The following is a 19,644-nucleotide window of genomic DNA, read 5'->3' as shown; positions in this document are numbered from 1 at the left end:
AGGATGACTGATGGCTTACGGTCCATGGAAAGGCCAGCGCTGGCGGACAGTCTGGAACAACGGTTACTACAGAATTGACGTTAAATGGGACTTCTGTCAGGACATCGAAAACAACAAAACCATGATCGCCATGTGCGGGCAGAGAGTTGCGTCGCTTAACGGCTACTACTCATTCAACTACACAGCATGCGAAACTGGTGTCGGTGACTTCAACGGCACCAAATTTCCCGAAACCCGGGCAGTCTCTGTCGGAGGCGGCGGCACAACGGAGATAGAGTGCACGCACCGTCACTCGGAAGTCACGCACAATGCGGACGGCACGTGGCCTTCTGGTCAAGTCTGCGGCTGGTGGAGATTCAACGTCCCTCTTGCCAGCCACAATGTTCCGACTGTTGGCTGGACAGCATTCAACATCGATGGTGAAATCCCCACCATCCCCCGGGCAACGACTCCAACGCTGTCGGCAGCCTCCGTGGCATGCGGCTCCAATCTCACCATCAACCTGCCCCGGCACGCATCCGGTTTCACGCACCGGATAAGCTATCGTATCGGCGGTAAGGACAAGGGTACTATCACCACAAATGCGGGAACGTCTTTTGTGTGGACAGTCCAGAATCTGGGCAGCTACATGCCAAATAGCACCAGCGTCTGGGTAGTCCTGAGAGTGGAAACGATGAGTGGCAGCACGGTGATCGGATACAAGGACATTGGTTTCACGGCAACTGCCCTGACATCATGGGTACCGACGGCAACCATTTCCAGCATTGCGGAAGCCACTGCCAATCTGGCAACACAGTTTGGCGGATATGTGCAGGGCAAAAGCACCCTGCGAGTCAAATCAGCGGGATCGGGAAGTAATGGCTCAACGATTTCCAGCTATGTTGTCACCATTCAGGGCAGGAAGTACAACGGTGCTGATATCACGTCTGCTGCCATTTCTGCTTCCGGAACAGTAGCTGTCACTCTGACAGTGACCGATTCCAGGGGCAGGAAGGCAAGCAAGACGCAGAATGTCTCTGTGCTGGCCTATAGTCCCCCGCAGATAACTGTCAGCAGTGTGGCCAGAACGAGCGATGAAGCCACAACAGCCGTTTGTACATACAACTTCTCTATTGCTTCTGTTAACAACAAGAACACAAAGGCGTTCTACATCCAGTACCTGAATGGCTCCACATGGACCGATATCACCCGCATGTCCGATGTCTATACAAAATCCGGCTCCGTCACTTCGGGAGCCATTTTTGGTGTGGACGCAACGACAAAGGTACGGTTTGTGGCTCAGGACTACTTCACTTCCGTCATCGTAGAGAAGGAAGTCGGTCCGACATTCACGCTGATGAATCTGGGGGCTGGGGGCAAGAGTCTTGCGATTGGGATGTTGTCCAGTAACAACGGAACGTTTGAGACTGGGCTCCCTTTTGTATCAGGCGGTGTCAGATATACGGCGAAAAAATTCATCGCTGTAACAAACACACCCCAGTGGCTTAAAGTTTGTACACTTAAAAATTCCAGCGATTCCGACAGTGCTTTTGTTCATGTGTATACCGGAGACGGATGGAACGCCCGCGCAAACCAGCAGACAGAAGTTGAAATTTTTGTCAAAGACTCATTCCAATCGTCGCATTCAACGACCGATGCTTTTGGCGGCTCTTACAACGTTGTCGGAACCTATCACGCAGGGATCCATGTCCGGGTCATCGCGCTTTCTGCATCCTCCTGTGAGATATGGCTGTATCTGCCATGGGCATATTCTTCTGGCTTTTTCACAATTGAATCACAGTGTGAAGTAGAAGTTGAAGGCAAGTGTCAGACAGATGCACCAACGGGAGCAAATCAGACGATGGGAAATCTAACGCCCGACAACCGAGGGTACCCGATTGGTTCTGTCAAAATCACGTACGATAACGTGAACCCATCTACAAACATGGGCGGCACATGGGTGCAGTTTGGACAGGGCCGTGTCCTGATTGGACAGGGTACCGGGAGCGACGGTACTACAAGCAAGACATTCGGGGCAGGGGCGACGGGTGGAAGATATACCTCTGACCAAATCAACACGACCAACTCAGCCCTGTCCGGCTTCCCTTCAAACGGGGCGAACTATGCTGACCGCTGTATCGTCCGCAAGCAGGCGGCCGGATACAACCAAGAAAGGGATGCCATGATTTCCCTTGTCCAGCCCTACCAAGTCATCTACGCATGGCGAAGAACAGCCTAGAAAGGATCACATGAAAATCTTTTGCAAAATCGGCGATGACGGTTCAGTCACCGCTTTTTCCACGTGCTCCACCGCCGACGTGCAGGTGGATGCAGAGGTGACCGGCCCGCTTTATCCGGAAAAAATTTCCGGCTACAAACTGGAGGCCGACAACACCGGTGTCAATCATCTTGTCTTTGATGAGGAGCAGTACAGATCCTGCATCAAGCAGGAACAGGAAGCAGCTGCCCTTGCCGAAGCGGAAGCCAAACTGGCCGAAGTCAGCCGGGATGCAATGCTGGATGGCGTTGACGATGACACAGCCCTGACGATGGCCCCGCTGTATCCCGAATGGCAGACAGGACAGAACTACAAAACCGGACAGCGCCTGCGGTTTGGTGACGGCGGATTTGTCAAAGTCCTGCAGGACCACAAGTCTCAGGCTGACTGGCTGCCGGACGCCACGCCGTCCCTGTATGTCGTGCTGTCTGACCCTGCGGAAGAATGGCCGGAGTTCCGTCAGCCGACTGGTGCTCATGATGTTTACATGGCAGGTGATAAGACGACCTATAAAGGTGAGCACTACACCTGTAAGGCGGACAATACCGCACACTCCCCGGAAGAACTTCCGGATGCATGGGAAAAAGCCGCAGAGTAGCGGCTGGAAAGGAATCTGATTATGAACAAGCTGATGAGTAAAGACTGGTGGGAAAAGGCCACTGTACGGGCCATCAAGACCGCTGCGGAGGCAGCAGTCGCCATGATTGGCACCGGAGCTGTGGGCATCTTGTCTGTGGACTGGGTCAACCTGGCCTCCGTCACCTGCATGGCAGCCGTAGTATCCTACCTCATCTCTCTGGGCGGTCTGCCGGAAGTAGACCCCAACGCCTAGCCTATGCTTGAGTTTCTGAACGCCATCGGGCCTGTGACTGTCACGGGCCTTTTTGGCATCATCTTGTGGCGGCTGCAGGCGGCAGATGCAGACCGGAAAGCCAACCGGGCAAAGTCAGACGAGCGGATGGCCAGAATCGAAGCCAACACCGCGAAGCTGGCAGACCATGACCTGGAACTGGCGACTCTTACAGACATCATGGAAAAGCTCAAAGAAGGCATTGACACGAACGGCGAAGGCTTCAAAGTCATCATGCGCTACATGCTGCAGCGCTATCATGCCGAGTACATGATCCAGGGCTACATCACCAGCCACCAGCTGACGGAGTTTCTGGAAGCGTATGAAATCTACAAAGCCAAAGGCGGAAATGGTACCGCCAAGGGCTGGAAAGAGGAAATCTGCGCTCTGTCTGTGCGGGATGACCTGCACCCGGGCAATCCCTATTTAGAAATGTTTAAGAACAAAGGAGAAACAAAATGACACTCACAAAAACCAAAGACGGAAAGACTTACGAACTCATCCGATTTCCCATGAAGACGATGACCATCACCCAGGGAAACAATGGGCAGTATTCGCACCAGGGCGTTAATGCGCTGGACATTGCGGGCAAGGACACAGGCATTGAGCCGACTTTTGCCCCTTGTTCCATGCGCTATAAATGGCATGACTCGGCAGCCAACGGCAACGCGATTTTCTTTGAGTCTGTGAATAAAGTGATGTTCGCAGATGGCACCATTGATTACGCGACATTTATGTTTATCCACGATAACTACATCGGAGACATCCTGGCACTGGCCAATAAAGGTCATGTTTTTGCTCAGTGGGAAGAGTTTGGCGATGAGGGCACCGCTGGCCGGGCGACAGGGAACCACTGTCATTTTGAAGTTGCCAAAGGACGCTATTCCAGGCCTTACGATGGCCCGAACCGGTACGGAATTTACTGCCTGCACAACTCCATCAGCGCAGACAAAGCCTGCGTGGTTGATGGTGTGACCATCCGCAACGGTAATGGTATGAGCTGGAAAAAAGCAGCCGACGTGAAGACTGGCGGTTCCACTGGATCTATCAAATGGGTAGCTGAGAATGGTACCGCAACCTTTACCAAAGACTCCATCCGAATCCACAAGGATAATCCGGATGGTGAAGTCATCCCCGGTGTGACATACAACAAGGGACAGAGCGTCAAGTACATCGCAAAATGTGCCTACAAGGGCCACCGGTGGGTGCGCTATATCAGAGCATCCGGCGGCTATGGCTGCGTGGCAGTAAGCGGCAGCGAGACACAGGGTAAGGACCCCTGGGCGACATTTAAATAAAAACAACCCCGGGAAACCCGGGGGCTTTTTTTAACGATTAAAAAAGTTGACAAATTCCCCAATAATGCATTGTTACCTCGCGTCTTCGTTCGTTATGTAATAATATGTATGAACAAAGGAGAATGTGAAGGAGGAACTTGTATGACAGCTTATGGAGTAACTAAAAAAGATGTCGATGCTGCGCGTAAGACGGTAGAAGCTTTTAAGCAGTTATCTAAAAGCAACCCAGTGGCGGCTAAAAAGCAGGCTGCTAGTTTTTTAGAGAGATCGGGAATAACAGAAAACGGGAAACCGAAAAAACAGATTGTTACACAGGGTATTAACTGGTAAATGTATTCAAAACTTCCAAATGTGGTGTTCGGCTTTCACGGATGCCATAAAGATGTTTACGAAGCAGTGTTATCTGGAAAAGAAGACCTCAAAGAGAGCACAAACGCTTATGACTGGCTCGGGCCTGGTATTTACTTCTGGGAAGGAAATCTAGAACGAGCAAAACAATGGGCGGAGGCACGGTACAAAGAAAATGGCCGAGTTCTCGGAGCAGCGTTAGATTTGGGATACTGTTTAAATCTTACAGACCAATTTGCGACGCCCATCCTGAGGCAAGGGTATGAGTATTTAGTGCAAGCCTGCGCTGACCATCAAATTCCGTTACCAGAAAACCATGGTAGAGATTTACTGTTAAGAAATTTGGATTGTGCCATTATAGCTGCTGTCCACGAAATTCAAGATCTAAACGATAAGCCACCGTTTGATTTCGTTAGAGGTCTCTTCTTTGAAGGGGATCCAATCGCAGAGGGTTCTCTTCTTATGGAACGTACCCATACGCAGATAGCAGTTAAAAATCCGAATTGTATCAAGGGCTATTTTGCTCCCAGAGAACTTAACGAGGATTTTGACAGACCATAAGACAAAACCCCGGGGAAACCCGGGGCGTTTTTTAATGCCTCATCATCCGAACATCTGCATCAAATTAACGTCAGAGTGGGCAGATACAAAATTGGAGCACTTTTTGGAGCATTTTTTGGAAAGACGTTCGGTAATGATTATGACTGAAACTCAAATAATGCAGCGAAAAACATTGATTTAACGCAAATAACGGTTTGATTAAGAACGAATAATAGTGAAATCCACCTCTGAGAATAACTGTTAAATTATACAGAGCCCGGATTTGGAAAGCAATGTATCGCAGTGGCGGCGGTTTGAGATTCACATACTGCTTTGCTATGATTAGCAGTAGTGAAAAGAGGTAGTATATGCCCGAATTGAAAATCAGAGACCTCCACGTCAGCGTGGAAGATCAGGAGATATTGAAAGGCGTTGACCTGACCGTCAGATCCGGTGAACGCCACGCCCTTATGGGCCCCAACGGCAACGGCAAGTCCACACTGCTGGCAGCCATCATGGGGAACCCGAAATACAAAGTGACCCGCGGTACAGTTACGCTCGACGGTCAGGATGTCCTGGCCATGCCGGTGGATGAACGCAGCCGCGCCGGACTGTTCCTGGGGATGCAGTATCCCTCGGAGGTTCCCGGGGTCACCAACTCGGATTTCCTGCGCACGGCCATCAACGCGCGCCGCGAGACACCGATCTCCCTGTTCAAGTTCATCAAGGAAATGGACCGTGCCATTTCCGAACTGGAAATGAAACCCGACCTGGCCCACCGGTTCCTGAATGAAGGGTTCTCCGGGGGCGAGAAAAAGCGCAACGAGATCGTCCAGATGATGCTGCTGAAACCCCGCTTTGCCATGCTGGATGAAATTGATTCCGGCCTGGACGTGGATGCCCTGCGCATTGTGGCAGACGCCATCGGGGAATGCCAGAAAGAGACCGGTCTGGGAATGATCGTGGTCAGCCACTATGCCAGGTTCCTGGACTACCTGCACCCGACACGTGCCCACATCCTGGTGGATGGCCGCATCGTGATGTCCGGTGGACCGGAACTGATTGAAAAAGTCGACGGCGAAGGCTACGACTGGATCGAAAAGGAAACCGGCGTGAAGGCAGCGCGGGAAGAGAAGTCCCGTCCCATCAGCCTGGGTACCTGCGGCGCCAGAAAGGACCAGTGACATGGAGCGCAGACTGACCGGGCGTCACGACAGCACCCTGCAGGCCGAAAACGGCAGGCTGGAGCTGATGGCCGAAAGCGGAAGTCACGGCGCCCTGCTGCTGAAAGCCGGAGACCAGGTCCGGACACTGGATCTGTCACTGCGCTGCGACAGGGACAGTGAACTGAGGGTCCTCATCCTGCGGGAATCATCCGATGACCTGACCCTCACGCTGTCAGCGGACGTGCACAGCCAGGCGGACCTGAAAATCGGCCTGCTGGACCTGGAGAAAGGTTTCCTGGAATTCCGGGGCGAAATCCGCCTCAAGGAGCCCGGTGCCAGTGCAGATCTGTACACCGGGGAACTGGTCGGCGAGGGTGCCAGGAAGAAAAACGACCTGCAGGTGGTGAGTGAAACAGACCACACCTTCGGCAAGATGCACAACTTTGCGGTGCTGCACCGGGCGGCGGACTATGACATGGTCGCAGCCGGGAAGATCGTCAAGGGAGCCCGCGGCAGCGAAAGTCACCAGGAAACCCGGGTCCTGACACTGGATGCCGACCACAAAACCCGTGTGCTGCCGATCCTGTACATAGACGAAAACGAAGTCAAGGCCAGCCATGCCATGACTGTCGGACAGCCCGATGCCGACCAGATGTACTACCTGGAAAGCCGCGGCCTGTCAAACCTGCAGGCCATGAGCCTGCTCTCCATTGGCTATTTCATGCCGGTGATCTCCCTTGCTGGCAGCGAAGATCTGCGCCACAGACTGCGCGAGGATCTGGAACGAAAGGCAGGACTGTATGGACATCAGGGATAACATTGAACGGATCCGGGCGGATTTCCCGATCCTCAAACGGACCATGAGCGGCTACCCGGTGGATTATCTGGACAACTGCGCCACGACCCTGAAGCCGCAGCAGATGATCGATGCGGTGGTCAACTACTATACCTACTTGGGGGCCAACGCCCATCGTGGAGATTATGAAATGAGTGCCCAGGTGGACTACCACTATGAGGAAGCGCGCAAGCGCACGGCACAGTTCATCCATGCGAAATCCGAAAAGGAAATCGTCTTCACATCCGGGACCACAGAATCCCTGAACATCCTGGCCATGGCCATCACCAACCAGGTCCTGCAGGAAGGGGATGTGGTGATTTCCACACAGTCCGAACATGCCTCCAGCGTGCTGCCCTGGCTTGAAGCCGGGGAAGGCAAGGGCGTGGAAGTCCGCTATATCCCTCTTTCTCCCGAGGGCCGGGTGACAGTCGAAAACTTCCTGTCGGTCCTGGATGACAAGGTAAAAGTCGTGGCCATCGCCCAGGTCTCCAATGTCCTGGGTTACGAAGCCCCTGTAAAGGAAATCGCGAAGATCTGCCGGGAAAAAGGCATCCTGACCGTCATTGACGGTGCCCAGTCCGTGGCCCACCTGCCGGTGGATGTCCAGGACATGGATGTGGATTTCTTCGTGTTCTCGGCCCACAAGATGTGCGGTCCCACCGGCATCGGCGTGCTCTACGGACGCTTCGAGCTGCTCGAAGAGCTGACGCCGGTGTTCTTCGGCGGGGAATCCAATGCGCGTTTCAACCGCTGCGGCAACCTTGTGCTCAAGAAGACACCCTTCAAGTACGAGTCCGGGACACAGCCCATCGAGGGTGCCCTGGGCATGAAGGCAGCGATGGACTACATTGACGGTATCGGCAAGAAGAACATTCATGAGTACGAACTGGCACTCAAGGAGCACTTCCTGAAGAGGGCAGCCCAGGAACTGCCACGGGTGAAGATCTACAACCCGACGGCAAAAAGCGGTATCATCACATTCAATGTCTATGATGACGGCAAGCTGATCTTTCCCCAGGACGTGGCAAGCTTCCTGAACTCCAGGGGCATTGCGGTCCGCAGCGGTGAACACTGCGCCAAGCTGCTCGGGGAGTTCATCGACGTGCCGGGAACTGTCAGGGCCAGTGCCTATTTTTACAACACATTCGAAGACATCGACAGACTGGTGGAAGCACTCAAGGACTGCACCTTCACCAACTGCCTCGATATCTTTTTCTAGATAGAAAGGAGCGAAGCGTTGTCCAGCATCGATCCAAAATACCTCCGGGAGATCATCATGGATCACTACCAGTATCCCCGGAACAAGAAACTCACCGAGTCACAGGACTATGACTCGAAACATATGGCGAGCGAATCCTGCATTGACGACATCACTGTCCAGGCAAAGATCAAAGACGGGGTCATCCAGGATGCGGATTTCGACGGCGTGGCCTGCACGATTTCCACCGCCAGCACAGACATTCTCTGTGAACTGGTCAAGGGGAAGACCGTGGAAGAGGCACAGCAGATCATTGACAACTACCGGAAAATGATCGACCAGAAAGACTATGACGATGACATCCTGGAGGAAGCCATTGCCTTTTCCACCGTGGGAAAGCAGGCAAACCGCATCAAGTGTGCCACCATTGGCTGGAATGCCATGGAGGAAATCCTGGATGACTACAGAAAGCCGGGCGATCCGGCAAAGGACAAGGAGGCCACAGGCAATGAGTGATGCAAACCTGCCGGGTTCAGAGTACAAATACGGCTTCCATGACGAGGATGTAACGGTCTACAACACCGGCAAGGGCCTGACCGAACAGACGATCCGGGACATTTCGGCCATGAAACACGAACCGGAGTGGATGCTGGATCTGCGCTTAAAGGCCTACCACAAGTTCCGGGAACTCCCGAACCCCACCTGGGGCCCGAACCTCAATGACATCGATTTTGACGAATTCACCTACTACATCAAGCCCTCCGACAGGCAGAGCAGCGACTGGGAAGACGTACCGGAAACCATCCGGGAAACCTTCGACAGGCTGGGCATCCCGGAAGCGGAACAGAAGTTCCTTGCGGGTGTCTCCACGCAGTATGAATCCGAGGTCGTCTATCACAACATGCTGGAGGAAGTGGAGGAAAAGGGTGTCATTTTCCTGGATACAGACACTGCCCTGCGGGAACATCCCGATCTGGTGCGGAAATATTTCGGAAAACTCGTCTCCTACGCCGACAACAAGTATGCGGCCCTGAACACCGCTGTGTGGTCCGGCGGATCCTTCATCTATGTCCCCAAAGGCGTCCAGCTCGACAAGCCGCTGCAGTCCTACTTCCGGATCAACTCCATGAACATGGGGCAGTTCGAACGCACGCTCATCATTGTCGACGAAGGCGCCGATGTCCACTACGTGGAGGGGTGCACCGCTCCGATCTACTCCTCGGATTCCCTGCATGCGGCGGTTGTCGAGATCTTTGTCCACGAACACGCCAAATGCCGGTATTCCACGGTCCAGAACTGGTCCGACAACATCATCAACCTCGTGACCAAACGGGCGAAGGTGGATGCCTATGGCCACATGGAATGGATCGACGGCAACGTCGGATCCGGCATCAACATGAAGTATCCGGCCTGCATCCTGGCTGGCGAGTATGCGAAGGGGACCACGATTTCGATCGCCGTCGGCAGCCGTGGACAGTACCAGGACACGGGGGCGAAGATGATCCACAACGCACCGCATACCACGAGCAGCATTGTGTCAAAATCCGTTGCCCGCACCGGCGGCATCGTGAACTACCGCGGCTGGGTCGTACATTCGAAGAATGCAGACTACGCCAAGAGCAAGGTGGAGTGCGACACGCTGATCCTCGACAAGGTATCGAAATCCGACACCATCCCGCTGAACCGGCAGATGAATCCCACGAGCCAGATCGAACACGAGGCGACGGTCTCCAGCATTTCGGAGGAGCAGCTGTTCTATCTCATGAGCCGTGGACTGACGAAATCCCAGGCCACAGAGATGATCGTCATGGGCTTCCTGGAACCCTTCACCAGAGAACTTCCCATGGAATACGCTGTCGAGCTCAACCAGCTGCTGAAGCTGGACATGAGCGAAGCGATCGGCTGATCCGTCATGAAGACAAAGCGGTCATACACTGACGAGAGCCGTCCCGGCTCTGCTGCCGGGAGTGACCTGGCGCACTCTGAAACCGAGAGACAGGCCCTGAGGAAGCAGATTCGCCGGGAGATGACTGGAAAGCGGCAGTCAATCACCGGCCGCAGGGAAAAGGAGCAGGCCATCCTCAGACGGCTTGCTCCTTTTGTGAAGGGAAAAACCGTGGCGGCCTACCACGCCATCGGACAGGAGGCAGATATCCTGCAGGATGACTGGCTTCTTCCCCTGACCAATCCGGTCAATCACTCCCTGCGCTTCGGGACCGGCAGGCTGCGGCAGGGACCATACGGAATCATGGAACCGGATCCGGACACAGCAAAGTTTGTCGAACCGGAGGACATCGACGTGATCCTTGTTCCGATGGTGGCTTTTGACGGCCTGCATCGTCTGGGGTATGGCGGCGGATACTATGACCGGTTTCTGCCCCGGACAAAGGCGCTGAAGATTGGCATTGCCTTCCGGGAACAGGCAGCCCGGTTTCCGGTCTCGGCCTGGGATGTGGACATGGATATGGTCATCACCGACGCAGGCATCCCGACGGGTGACTATAATGAAACAGACATCCGCCGGACTGCAGAGGGTGCGCAGGAGAACGCGAATCACCTGCAGGCGACGGGAACACGGACAGAATCGGGAGAAGAAACATGAGCGTATATGAAAATGCACAGAATTTCTGGGAACACTTTTCTTCCAGACAGCCGGAGATCGAACAGGCGCTGACATCCAGGGACTATCCCGGGCTGGTCAGAGCCCTGGAACCCTTGCAGGAAATTGCCATGAACCTGACCGGTTGCGGGTTCTTCGTCGAAGATGCCGCCGATCAGTTTGAAATGACCTTCGATCCAGGCCCCAACAAGACCTCGCAGTATCTGGCACGGTATTTCACGGACCTGTGTCCGGCAGAGATCCTGAAAAAATGGATCGTGAACCCCGTCCTGATGCCCCTGTCGCAGAAAGCCGTCGAGGCGCAGGTCCAGATCCGGGACCATGTCTATACCCTGATGGACTTCCATGTGTTTTACACCGTGGACCAGAAGGCTCAGACCTTCCAGACCCGGGTCTACTGCCCGGGATACAGCCTGATCGACAATGAGGAAAACAAAAAAGAAATGTCCATGTACCTGCTGGAGCTCGCCATCGGCCAGACGCTCTACGAAGCGTATATCGGCAGCGTGGATTTTGTAAACGAGCCCCCGAAGGAAGCCGTGGACTTCTGCGGCCTGGTGGATTTCTACGAAGCCATCATGACGGTCGTGGAGCGGGATCACTGGAAGACCTACAAGTCGCCCCTGGAGATCTACTCCGTCTACCAGCCGTTCCAGGACTTCGCCCATGACTCCCTGCGCAAGGACATGAAGATCATTTTCACGACCCATCCGCTGCTCGCCGAGGAGACCCTGGGATCCGGCAGTGACGTGCTGCTGGACCTGAAAGCAAAGGAAGGGGAGTATGGCTATATATACTACGCCAATCCCTTCAACGGAAAAGACGATGCACTGCTCCGTCAGGAACTCTCCCGTCAGCTCGACAAAACGATGTCCGAGCTGCATGCCGGCCAGGTCGTGGGCGGTGCCATGGGCAAGAGCTATTCCTACATTGACTGGATCGTGTATGACCGCACGAAGTTCCTGAAAGCATTCGAACAGCTGCGCAGAAAGCTGGACGACAAAGTGGAGCTGCACTATCAGCCCTTCGGCATCACCGGCCAGGACCAGGGGACCCAGGTCACGCAGGTCCCGGAAGAAGACAGCTCAGCGAAAGAATGAACGATCGAGTAGGTGTCATCAGACCCTCTCACACCACCCAGCGTGCCGTTCGGCACTGGGCGGTTCGTACAAATGATTTCATGAACCTTTCTGCCACCGTATCGAAGTATTCCTCTATGGTCAGGAGGCCTTTCTTCTTCAGGTGTATATTTCTGATATACTTGTTCAGGAACGTGACTGCACAACGGACACATCCTTGTCGTGCACACGCATATGAGTGAGCCTTGTCTCTGGGACATCCCAGTTTGATGAGGCTCTCTTCTTTTTTCCTGATGCTTTTCCACTGCTTCCAGATGATGGCCCTGATTCTTCTCCGGAGCTTGCTGTCCAGTTTCCGCATGTTCTTTTTATACAGCCATGCGCATCTGAAATAATTGCTCCATCCCCTGATGACCTGATTGATTTTCTCCAGCCTTTCTTCAAGGGATACGCTCCAGTTCCGCTTCGTCAGCTTCATTATTTTCTGTTCGAACTCATGGATGGACTTCTCATGCGGTATTGCCTTCCATTCCCTTTTGTTCCTTTTGAAGCCAAACCCCAGATATTTCACTTCATCCGGTCTGGCCACTTTCGATTTTGAAGCGTTCACTTCCAGCTTCAGCTTCTTTTCCAGATAATTGCTGAATGACTTCATCACCCTGTTGGCGGCGGCTTCCGATTTCACATAGATGAGCATATCGTCTGCGTATCTTGTGAATCTCAGCCCTCTGCTTTCCAGTTCCTTGTCGGCCTGGTCCAGATAAATGTTGGCCAGTACCGGCGAGAGAGGTCCTCCCTGTGGGATTCCTCTTTCTGTCCTGACCAGCCTGCCGTCTATCATGACTCCCGCTCTGACGAACTTCCTTGTCAGCGACGTAACGTCCCTGTTATGGAACAGGTTGTCTATCAGTCGTATCAGTCTGTCCTGATCTACCGTATCGAAGAATTTCCTCAGGTCGATGTCGACGATCCAGTCATACCCGTCGTTCATGAACTCAAGGCCTTTCAGTATCGCCTGTTCACATCTCCTGTTCTTCCTGAACCCGTATGAGCTGTTGCTCATCTCGAAGTCCTTCCTGTAATCCAGATAGTTTGCCAGACAGGCCTGCACGACTCTGTCTCTGGCAGCCGGGACATTGAGCCCCCGCATGCTCCCATCCGGTTTCGGGATATCGGTCCTTTTGGCTGGCAGCGGTTTATAGCTGCGGTCCAGTATCTGTTCCCGCAGCTGTTCCCAGTACTGACAGGGGCACGCTGGGAGTTCTCTGGCTTTGACCCCATCCACTCCTGCGGCTCCGTTGTTTCGCCGTACCTGTCTGCACGCATTGAGCAGGTTCTCCATGGAGAAGATTTCCTGAGTACTCAGGTCTTCCGGCTGTATCAGTCTGGTCTGGTTCATGGCTGCTCCTCTCTTTCACGTGTTCCCGCACTGCCCTTCCTTACTCATCTTCAGGGGCTCTCTGGGTTTGTCCTTCCTCGGCTTTTCGTGCAGGACGCATTCCTGATATTTGCAGTAAAACGTACGTTCGGCCCTTCACTCCATCCCCATTACAGGGACTTCCTCGCTACTATGGCCTCGGCTGACTTCCTGCCATTCGTTGTTACTGCGGGAAGGGGGTCATCATGGTTTGATGATTCCTCTCGCTGGCAGGACCTCCCCGGGTAAGGTCATACATCTTTCATTCCATACACCTGCCGCATCTACCACAGACAGTCATCCGCAACTATTACGATTTGCGCTGTCTGGCACGCTCGTCTCCATCTGTGGCCTTATATGCGATTCGTGTTCCTCAGGCCGGGACTTTGCCGTCGGGCTTCTTTCAGAACTCCTGTTACCAGAGAGCCCCTTGCCTTAGGCTAATGGTTAGCGGTTGCGATGATACGCTCCCATAGTGGACTTTCACCACCTAGATGTATGCCATGCCGGGCACACCAGAAAAACAGACTGAGGCGCCGTGCTTCAGTCTGTTTGTTTTTCTGTGCTCCTGCTGTCGATGGTGGCTGCACGCAGGCGGTTTCGGGCAGTTACCAGCCTGGGATGCTGATACCGGTTCGGGTCATCCAGCCACCTCGCCAGGACATCTGCGTCCTTGAGGTCCTCTGCAAGGGGAGAATGGATGCGGTCCTTTTCACTGTGATGCAGAATGGCTTCGGCGATCCCGGATTCTTCCGGCAGCAGCTGTTCGCAGAGAATGGCGGATGTCCTGGCATGCTGCGGGCTGTTTTTCAGGTATTTCCCGGTGTCATGCAAAAGAGCAGCAGTTCGTCTGTCCCAGAGGGGCGTGTCTGTGTGCAGCAGGGAAATCATGTCGATGACGCGCATCGTGTGGCGCAGGGCTTCCCGCCGGAGTACGGGATGGGAGAGGGCTGCAAAGGCGTCGAGGATCTGCTCTTCCAGAGCTTCGTACTGTGACTGGTTCATATCTGTATTGTATGGTCGATGCCGGCCGGGTCCAAACAAAAAGGGATGCATCGCATCCCTGGTTTTTTCGGCCCTCAGGCAGTCACGACTGTCACGGAGCTGGCCTGCGGACCGCGGTCGCGCTGGACAACATCATAGGTGACGGTCTGTCCTTCCTCAAGCGTCTTGTAGCCATCTGAATTGATGGCCGAGTAGTGGACAAAAATGTCTTTTCCATCGGTTCCGGTGATAAATCCATATCCCTTTTCCGCATTGAACCATTTCACTTTTCCAGTGTTCATTGTTGATACCTCCCGATCACAGAATGACGGGAACAATTCATCGAATTCCAATACTGTCTGTAATCGATTTCATTATAGATTGCGTTTTAATTAGTGTCAACGAGCCAAAAACGTCAAATTTTTCGTTGTTCCACCTGTCAAATCTAAAGATTTGCACGTTGGTTCAATAATTGTAACATTGCTGCCGGACGGGTGTTTCCCGTTTTGTGAGCCACCGGCGGGAACGCAAATTCCATCTGTCGAAGGCAAGCTGCTGTCATTCAGAGTATAATGAAGGGGAATGCAACGATATGGAGGAAATACCATGTTCATCAAAGACGACGCTCTGCGGGAGGCCCTGGCCCGCAATCTGCACTGCAAGCCCGATGAAGTCACGCCCGAGAAACTGAAGAGCCTGATCCGGCTGGACATCTCGGATCTGGAACTCAAGTCTCTGGAAGGGCTGCAGGAAGCCGAAAACCTGGAGTATCTGAATGCATCGGGGAACAATCTGCACACCCTGGACCCGATCAAGGATCTCTACAGCCTGGAGGAACTGGATGTATCCAGCAACCAGCTCCGCGACATCCAGGCCCTGCATGGCTACCGCCAGCTGCGAAAGCTCAACATTTCCCGTAACAATCTGTACACCATGGACATTTCCAGCGTGGCGGGGATGCTGAACCTGGAGGTCCTGAACCTGAAAAAATCCAAGGTGGATTCCCTGGAATATCTGGAAAACTGCAAGAAGCTGCGGGAGCTCAAAATCAACACCGAAAACGGGCCGTTCAGCTATGCGGTCCTGGGCACACTGCCGAAGCTCACGAAGCTGGACATGTCGGGCATGCGGCGGTTCACCGTGGATGACCTGAACTACATCACGCACATTGAGGAACTGAACCTGGACACGAATCTGGTCAGCGACATTTCCCCGCTGCTGGTCATGAAAAACCTGCGGATCCTCAATGTCGCCAATAACCCGTACCTGACAGACTACTCGATCCTGAAGCAGTTCCCGAAGCTGGAGTCCCTGAACATCGACTACAATCACCCCACCAGCTTTGAGTTCCTGCGGGACCTGGACAACCTGAAGGCGATTTCCATGGAACAGGTGGGATTCCACAACATGCGGGATCTCAACGACATGAAGAACCTCGAGGTCCTGATCGTCTCGAAGAATGAACTGCATCACACGGAAGACTTCCAGAACGTGGAGAAGCTGCGGATCATGAAGGCGGAGTTCTGCCAGCTGACAGATGTGAACTTCCTGAAGGATGCCACGAACCTGGAGGTGCTGGACCTGTTCACGAACCGCATCCGGAGCATCGGCTGCCTGAAGGACTGCAAGAAGATGGTGAACCTGAACGTCGGCCGCAACCAGGTACAGGACATCAGCTCCCTGCGGAACATGGACCAGCTGGCGATCCTGTCGCTGGAAAACAACAACGTAAAGGACCTGGCACCGCTCAAGGACCTGCACAACCTGTGCATCGTGGATCTCTACAACAACATCATCGAAGACCTGCGGCCGCTCGAGACTCTGCAGTTCATTTCCTACCTGCGTCTGGACCACAACGCGATATCCGACTTGACACCGCTGGCCAAGCTGAAGTACCTGCGCAGCCTGACCCTGAAGGCCAACTACATCACGGACGTGACACCGCTGAAGGATCTGAAACTGCTGCAGGCGCTGCGTCTGGACGACAACCCCATCCTGGATACCTCCGTCCTGGAGAAGATGGAATACTACGGAAAATTCACAGACTGAACGAGACAGTCATTGATACAGAGATCATGGCAGCAGCACAGGAGATATGCTTCTTGGGGCTGCTGCCTTTTGTGACCGGATCCCATGGGACAAAAAAGGGGAATGGAAATGCCTACAGCTGACAACGTGACAGGAGAAGGGGGCAGACTGACGGCCAGGTACTATTATCGTGATCCGGAGGACAGAGGCCTGGTGGTCCTCGATGGTGTGACCGGGAAATTCTGTACAGGCGGTACAACCGGGAGGAGGAACAATATGATGGAATCTATACGTTCGCGAAAGTGGTCTGTTTCCTGCGGAGAATGATCGATCTGAACCGCTGCCCGAAGAAGGCATCGTATATGTGGTACTGAACAGTGCCTCCGGATTCCGGGAGCTGTTGATTCCATGCAGACACCAGTCCGGCTCCTCTTTCAGCAGCCCGGCCTTTGCGGACCATACGTGATAGAATAAGAGATATGAAAATAGAAGAAACGATTGTAACAAGTCACCTGGACCTGAAAAAACTGGTTCGCCGGTCCATCCAGGTTTCCGCAGATATCCTGAGCGAAACAGCCCGCTATGGACAGAACGTGGCGAAAATCCTGCTGGAAGACGGCGGGACCGACAACAGACCGCTGAAACACAGCGAAGCCGCATCGGTCAGCGTGACGGAAACCACTGTCGAGTCGAAACCTGGCAGCGTGGCCGGTCACACAGAAACGCATGCCGACAGCCGCTGACAGAAACAGCCGGGATAACCGGATCATGCAGGAAAACATCCGGAAGCAGAATCCGCAGACAACCGATCCCGGGGGTTCACCGGATCCGATGCCACAGCCTGACCCGAAACAGGGAAATGACGACAGGCACCCGGATACAGCCCCCTCACAGCTTAGGCGGCTGGGCCAGATCCTGCGGATTTTGAAGAAACACAAAGTCACCCGGGGCATGGATCCCGTGAAGTTCCGGCAAATCCTGGAAGACCTTGGCCCTACCTATGTGAAAATCGGCCAGATCATGGCCACCCGCCAGGACATTTTCTCCCAGCGCTACTGCAGCGAACTGGAAAAACTCCGGTCGGATGTCAAACCCATGCCCTTTGAAACCGTGAAGGAGGTCCTGACGGAAGCCTATGGACCGGATCTGGACAAGGTGTTCACACGCATAGACGAAACGCCCCTGGGATCGGCCTCCATTGCCCAGGTCCACAAAGCCTGGCTCAAGGACGGGCCGATGGTGGTCGTGAAAGTGCAGCGGCCCGGTATCTACCAGGAAATGGAGGAGGACATCCGCCTTCTGCGCAAGGCCTCCGGGATCCTGAAACTCTCGGATGTCTTCTCCTCGGTCGTGGACGTGAACGTGGTCCTGGATGAATTCTGGACCAGCGCCCAGCAGGAGATGGACTTCACCAACGAAGCACAGAACGCCATCCGGTTCCGGAGGGACTACGAAGACTGTGCCTGGCTTTCGGCCCCCGTGGTCTATGAGGATCTCACGAGCCGGAAAGTCATGGTCATGGAGTACATCTCCGGCTGTGAAATCGACGATGATGCAAGGCTCGATGCCGAAGGCTACGACCGGCACGAAATCGCCATGCGCCTGGGAACCAACTATATAACACAGATCACGGATTTCGGCTTTTTCCACGCCGATCCCCATTCCGGAAACATCCGGGTGCGCGACGGCCAAATCGTCTACATCGACTTCGGCATGATGGGCACCCTGACCGACCGGGACAGACGGCTGATGAAACAGGCCATCAAGGCCCTGGCGGTACGGGATACCCTCAAGCTGACGGATACGATCCTGACACTGGGAGTGGTGAAACGCCCGCCGGATTATGCGAACCTGACCCAGAGCATCGAGGAATATGTGAGCATCTATTGCGAAAACAGCCTGGAGGACATTGACCTGCCGGCCATGGTCCAGGACCTGTTCACGATCTGCCATGAATACGGCATTGCACTGCCCAAGGGCATCAGTATGCTGGCCCGGTCCCTGGTGACCTTTGAGGGAACCATCGAAGTGCTGGATCCCTCCACGAATGCCATGAAAATCATCAGCACGCAGAAAGCCAGCCTGCTCTCCAGTGACTGGGGACGGGATCTGCAGCATGTGCTGACCAGGCTCCAGGCCGATGCGGACCACATGCTGAACATGCCGGTCCAGCTCTCGGACATTCTGTCCATGGTCCGGCGCGGACAGCTCAAGGTGAACCTGGACCTGCAGGGAGCGGATTCCACGATTGCCAATTTCGACCGCATGATCAACCGCATCATTGTGTGTCTGCTCATCGTGGCCCTGCTGATGTCCAGCAGCATCATCTGCACAACGAAAATGAAACCAGAATTCCTGGGTATCCCGCTGCTGGGATTTGCCGGATTTTTCATCGCCTTCTGCATGTCCATGTGGCTGTTCGTGAAGATGCTATTCCTGCATCAGAAAAACAAGCCGTTTTGACAGCCAGCCGTTTTATGAAAGGACAAGCATGAAACACAGAACACAGATTTACATCGGGTCCATGGTCCTGGTCGCATTGATGACCGGCCTTGACCAGTGGACCAAGTGGGCGGTATCCACCCACATGAGACCGGGACAGTCCATCGTGATCATCCCGAAGCTCTTTGAACTGACGTATCTTCAGAACACCGGCGCGGGGTTTTCCATCTTCGAGGGCTACGGCAAGCCGTTTTTTGCCGTGCTGACGGTGATTGCCATGGCTGTCATGCTGTGGGCCTACATCAAGGCAAAGCGCCCGGGCCTCCAGATGTCCCTGGCACTGATATTCGCCGGCGCTCTGGGCAACTTCATCGATCGCATGGCACTGGGCTATGTGGTGGATTTTTTCCACTTCTACATCTTCGGGTGGAGTTTTCCCGTGTTCAACATCGCAGACATCTGCATCACTCTGGGCTTCGTGTTCCTGGTCATTGACATGCTGCGGGAAGAACACGAACAGCGCAAGGCGCTGGAAGCATGAGTCAGGCAGAGGATACAGACAGAAGGAGGACAACCGGA

General features: G+C 54.1%; 21 protein-coding genes. 18 read left to right on the top strand and 3 right to left on the bottom strand.

The genetic code is table 11. The annotated features are described in order from the left end of the window. The first annotated feature begins 10 nt into the window (after positions 1 to 10). The 14 genes from aalo17_RS06665 to aalo17_RS06600 all read left to right on the top strand — a co-directional run bounded on the left by aalo17_RS06665 (position 11) and on the right by aalo17_RS06600 (position 12,215). Positions 11 to 2,218 (top strand): DUF859 family phage minor structural protein, encoded by a 2,208-nt coding sequence (locus aalo17_RS06665; RefSeq protein WP_067557230.1) that lies wholly within the window; start codon positions 11 to 13, stop codon positions 2,216 to 2,218. Between the two features lie 10 nt (positions 2,219 to 2,228). Next, a complete protein-coding gene (locus aalo17_RS06660) occupies positions 2,229 to 2,855 on the top strand; it encodes a hypothetical protein (RefSeq protein WP_067557229.1) in 627 nt (208 codons plus the stop codon). Positions 2,856 to 2,888: 33 nt separating this feature from the next. Beyond that, entirely contained in the window at positions 2,889 to 3,089 is a 201-nt protein-coding gene (locus aalo17_RS06655) for a holin (protein ID WP_082743446.1), read from the top strand. Positions 3,090 to 3,092: 3 nt separating this feature from the next. Then, entirely contained in the window at positions 3,093 to 3,569 is a 477-nt protein-coding gene (locus aalo17_RS06650) for a hypothetical protein (RefSeq protein WP_067557227.1), read from the top strand. Then, positions 3,566 to 4,405 (top strand): hypothetical protein, encoded by an 840-nt coding sequence (locus aalo17_RS06645; protein ID WP_236940455.1) that lies wholly within the window; start codon positions 3,566 to 3,568, stop codon positions 4,403 to 4,405. Before aalo17_RS06650 ends, aalo17_RS06645 begins: the two co-directional genes overlap by 4 nt. 108 nt (positions 4,406 to 4,513) lie before the next feature. Then, complete coding sequence (locus aalo17_RS06640) at positions 4,514 to 4,735, top strand: hypothetical protein (RefSeq protein WP_145907574.1); 222 nt, start codon at positions 4,514 to 4,516, stop codon at positions 4,733 to 4,735. Next, complete coding sequence (locus aalo17_RS06635; protein WP_067557223.1) at positions 4,736 to 5,314, top strand: hypothetical protein; 579 nt, start codon at positions 4,736 to 4,738, stop codon at positions 5,312 to 5,314. Positions 5,315 to 5,661: 347 nt separating this feature from the next. Then, on the top strand, positions 5,662 to 6,477 hold the full coding sequence (sufC, locus tag aalo17_RS06630) for a Fe-S cluster assembly ATPase SufC (protein WP_067557216.1): 816 nt from the start codon (positions 5,662 to 5,664) through the stop codon (positions 6,475 to 6,477). A 1-nt stretch (position 6,478) separates the two neighbouring features. Continuing rightward, positions 6,479 to 7,276: a SufD family Fe-S cluster assembly protein gene (locus tag aalo17_RS06625; protein WP_067557214.1), complete on the top strand. Its 798-nt coding sequence runs from the start codon at positions 6,479 to 6,481 to the stop codon at positions 7,274 to 7,276. Then, entirely contained in the window at positions 7,260 to 8,516 is a 1,257-nt protein-coding gene (locus aalo17_RS06620) for an aminotransferase class V-fold PLP-dependent enzyme (protein ID WP_067557211.1), read from the top strand. The genes aalo17_RS06625 and aalo17_RS06620 overlap by 17 nt, the downstream gene beginning before the upstream one ends. An 18-nt stretch (positions 8,517 to 8,534) precedes the next feature. Further along, on the top strand, positions 8,535 to 9,011 hold the full coding sequence (gene sufU / locus aalo17_RS06615; protein ID WP_067557208.1) for a Fe-S cluster assembly sulfur transfer protein SufU: 477 nt from the start codon (positions 8,535 to 8,537) through the stop codon (positions 9,009 to 9,011). Further along, positions 9,004 to 10,401: a Fe-S cluster assembly protein SufB gene (gene sufB / locus aalo17_RS06610; protein WP_067557205.1), complete on the top strand. Its 1,398-nt coding sequence runs from the start codon at positions 9,004 to 9,006 to the stop codon at positions 10,399 to 10,401. The genes sufU and sufB overlap by 8 nt, the downstream gene beginning before the upstream one ends. Before the next feature lie 6 nt (positions 10,402 to 10,407). Next, positions 10,408 to 11,097 (top strand): 5-formyltetrahydrofolate cyclo-ligase, encoded by a 690-nt coding sequence (locus tag aalo17_RS06605; protein ID WP_067557203.1) that lies wholly within the window; start codon positions 10,408 to 10,410, stop codon positions 11,095 to 11,097. Beyond that, positions 11,094 to 12,215 (top strand): hypothetical protein, encoded by a 1,122-nt coding sequence (locus tag aalo17_RS06600; protein ID WP_203225807.1) that lies wholly within the window; start codon positions 11,094 to 11,096, stop codon positions 12,213 to 12,215. The genes aalo17_RS06605 and aalo17_RS06600 overlap by 4 nt, the downstream gene beginning before the upstream one ends. Before the next feature lie 28 nt (positions 12,216 to 12,243). Here aalo17_RS06600 and ltrA read toward each other — a convergent pair whose 3' ends face one another. From ltrA to aalo17_RS06585, 3 genes are all read right to left on the bottom strand, one after another. Beyond that, a complete protein-coding gene (gene ltrA, locus aalo17_RS06595; protein ID WP_067557201.1) occupies positions 12,244 to 13,593 on the bottom strand; it encodes a group II intron reverse transcriptase/maturase in 1,350 nt (449 codons plus the stop codon). A gap of 561 nt (positions 13,594 to 14,154) precedes the next feature. Continuing rightward, positions 14,155 to 14,616 (bottom strand): HD domain-containing protein, encoded by a 462-nt coding sequence (locus aalo17_RS06590; protein ID WP_067557198.1) that lies wholly within the window; start codon positions 14,614 to 14,616, stop codon positions 14,155 to 14,157. Between the two features lie 74 nt (positions 14,617 to 14,690). Beyond that, positions 14,691 to 14,897 carry a cold-shock protein gene (locus tag aalo17_RS06585; protein ID WP_067557194.1) on the bottom strand — a complete coding sequence of 69 codons (207 nt, stop codon included), beginning with the start codon at positions 14,895 to 14,897 and terminating at the stop codon, positions 14,691 to 14,693. 304 nt (positions 14,898 to 15,201) lie between these two features. Here aalo17_RS06585 and aalo17_RS06580 point away from each other — a divergent pair, with 304 nt between their 5' ends. The 4 genes from aalo17_RS06580 to lspA all read left to right on the top strand — a co-directional run bounded on the left by aalo17_RS06580 (position 15,202) and on the right by lspA (position 19,606). After that, a complete protein-coding gene (locus aalo17_RS06580) occupies positions 15,202 to 16,644 on the top strand; it encodes a leucine-rich repeat domain-containing protein (RefSeq protein WP_067557190.1) in 1,443 nt (480 codons plus the stop codon). A gap of 458 nt (positions 16,645 to 17,102) precedes the next feature. After that, positions 17,103 to 17,366 carry a hypothetical protein gene (locus tag aalo17_RS06575; RefSeq protein WP_067557186.1) on the top strand — a complete coding sequence of 88 codons (264 nt, stop codon included), beginning with the start codon at positions 17,103 to 17,105 and terminating at the stop codon, positions 17,364 to 17,366. Beyond that, positions 17,350 to 19,086, top strand: a complete 1,737-nt coding sequence (locus aalo17_RS06570) for an ABC1 kinase family protein (protein ID WP_236940454.1) — start codon at positions 17,350 to 17,352, stop codon at positions 19,084 to 19,086. Before aalo17_RS06575 ends, aalo17_RS06570 begins: the two co-directional genes overlap by 17 nt. Positions 19,087 to 19,114: 28 nt before the next feature. Continuing rightward, positions 19,115 to 19,606 (top strand): signal peptidase II, encoded by a 492-nt coding sequence (gene lspA / locus aalo17_RS06565; protein WP_067557184.1) that lies wholly within the window; start codon positions 19,115 to 19,117, stop codon positions 19,604 to 19,606. Positions 19,607 to 19,644 lie beyond the last annotated feature (38 nt).

Source organism: Faecalibaculum rodentium, assembly GCF_001564455.1.
Lineage (GTDB): Bacteria > Bacillota_I > Bacilli_A > Erysipelotrichales > Erysipelotrichaceae > Faecalibaculum > Faecalibaculum rodentium.
This window is presented reverse-complemented; position numbering and strand designations above follow the sequence as displayed.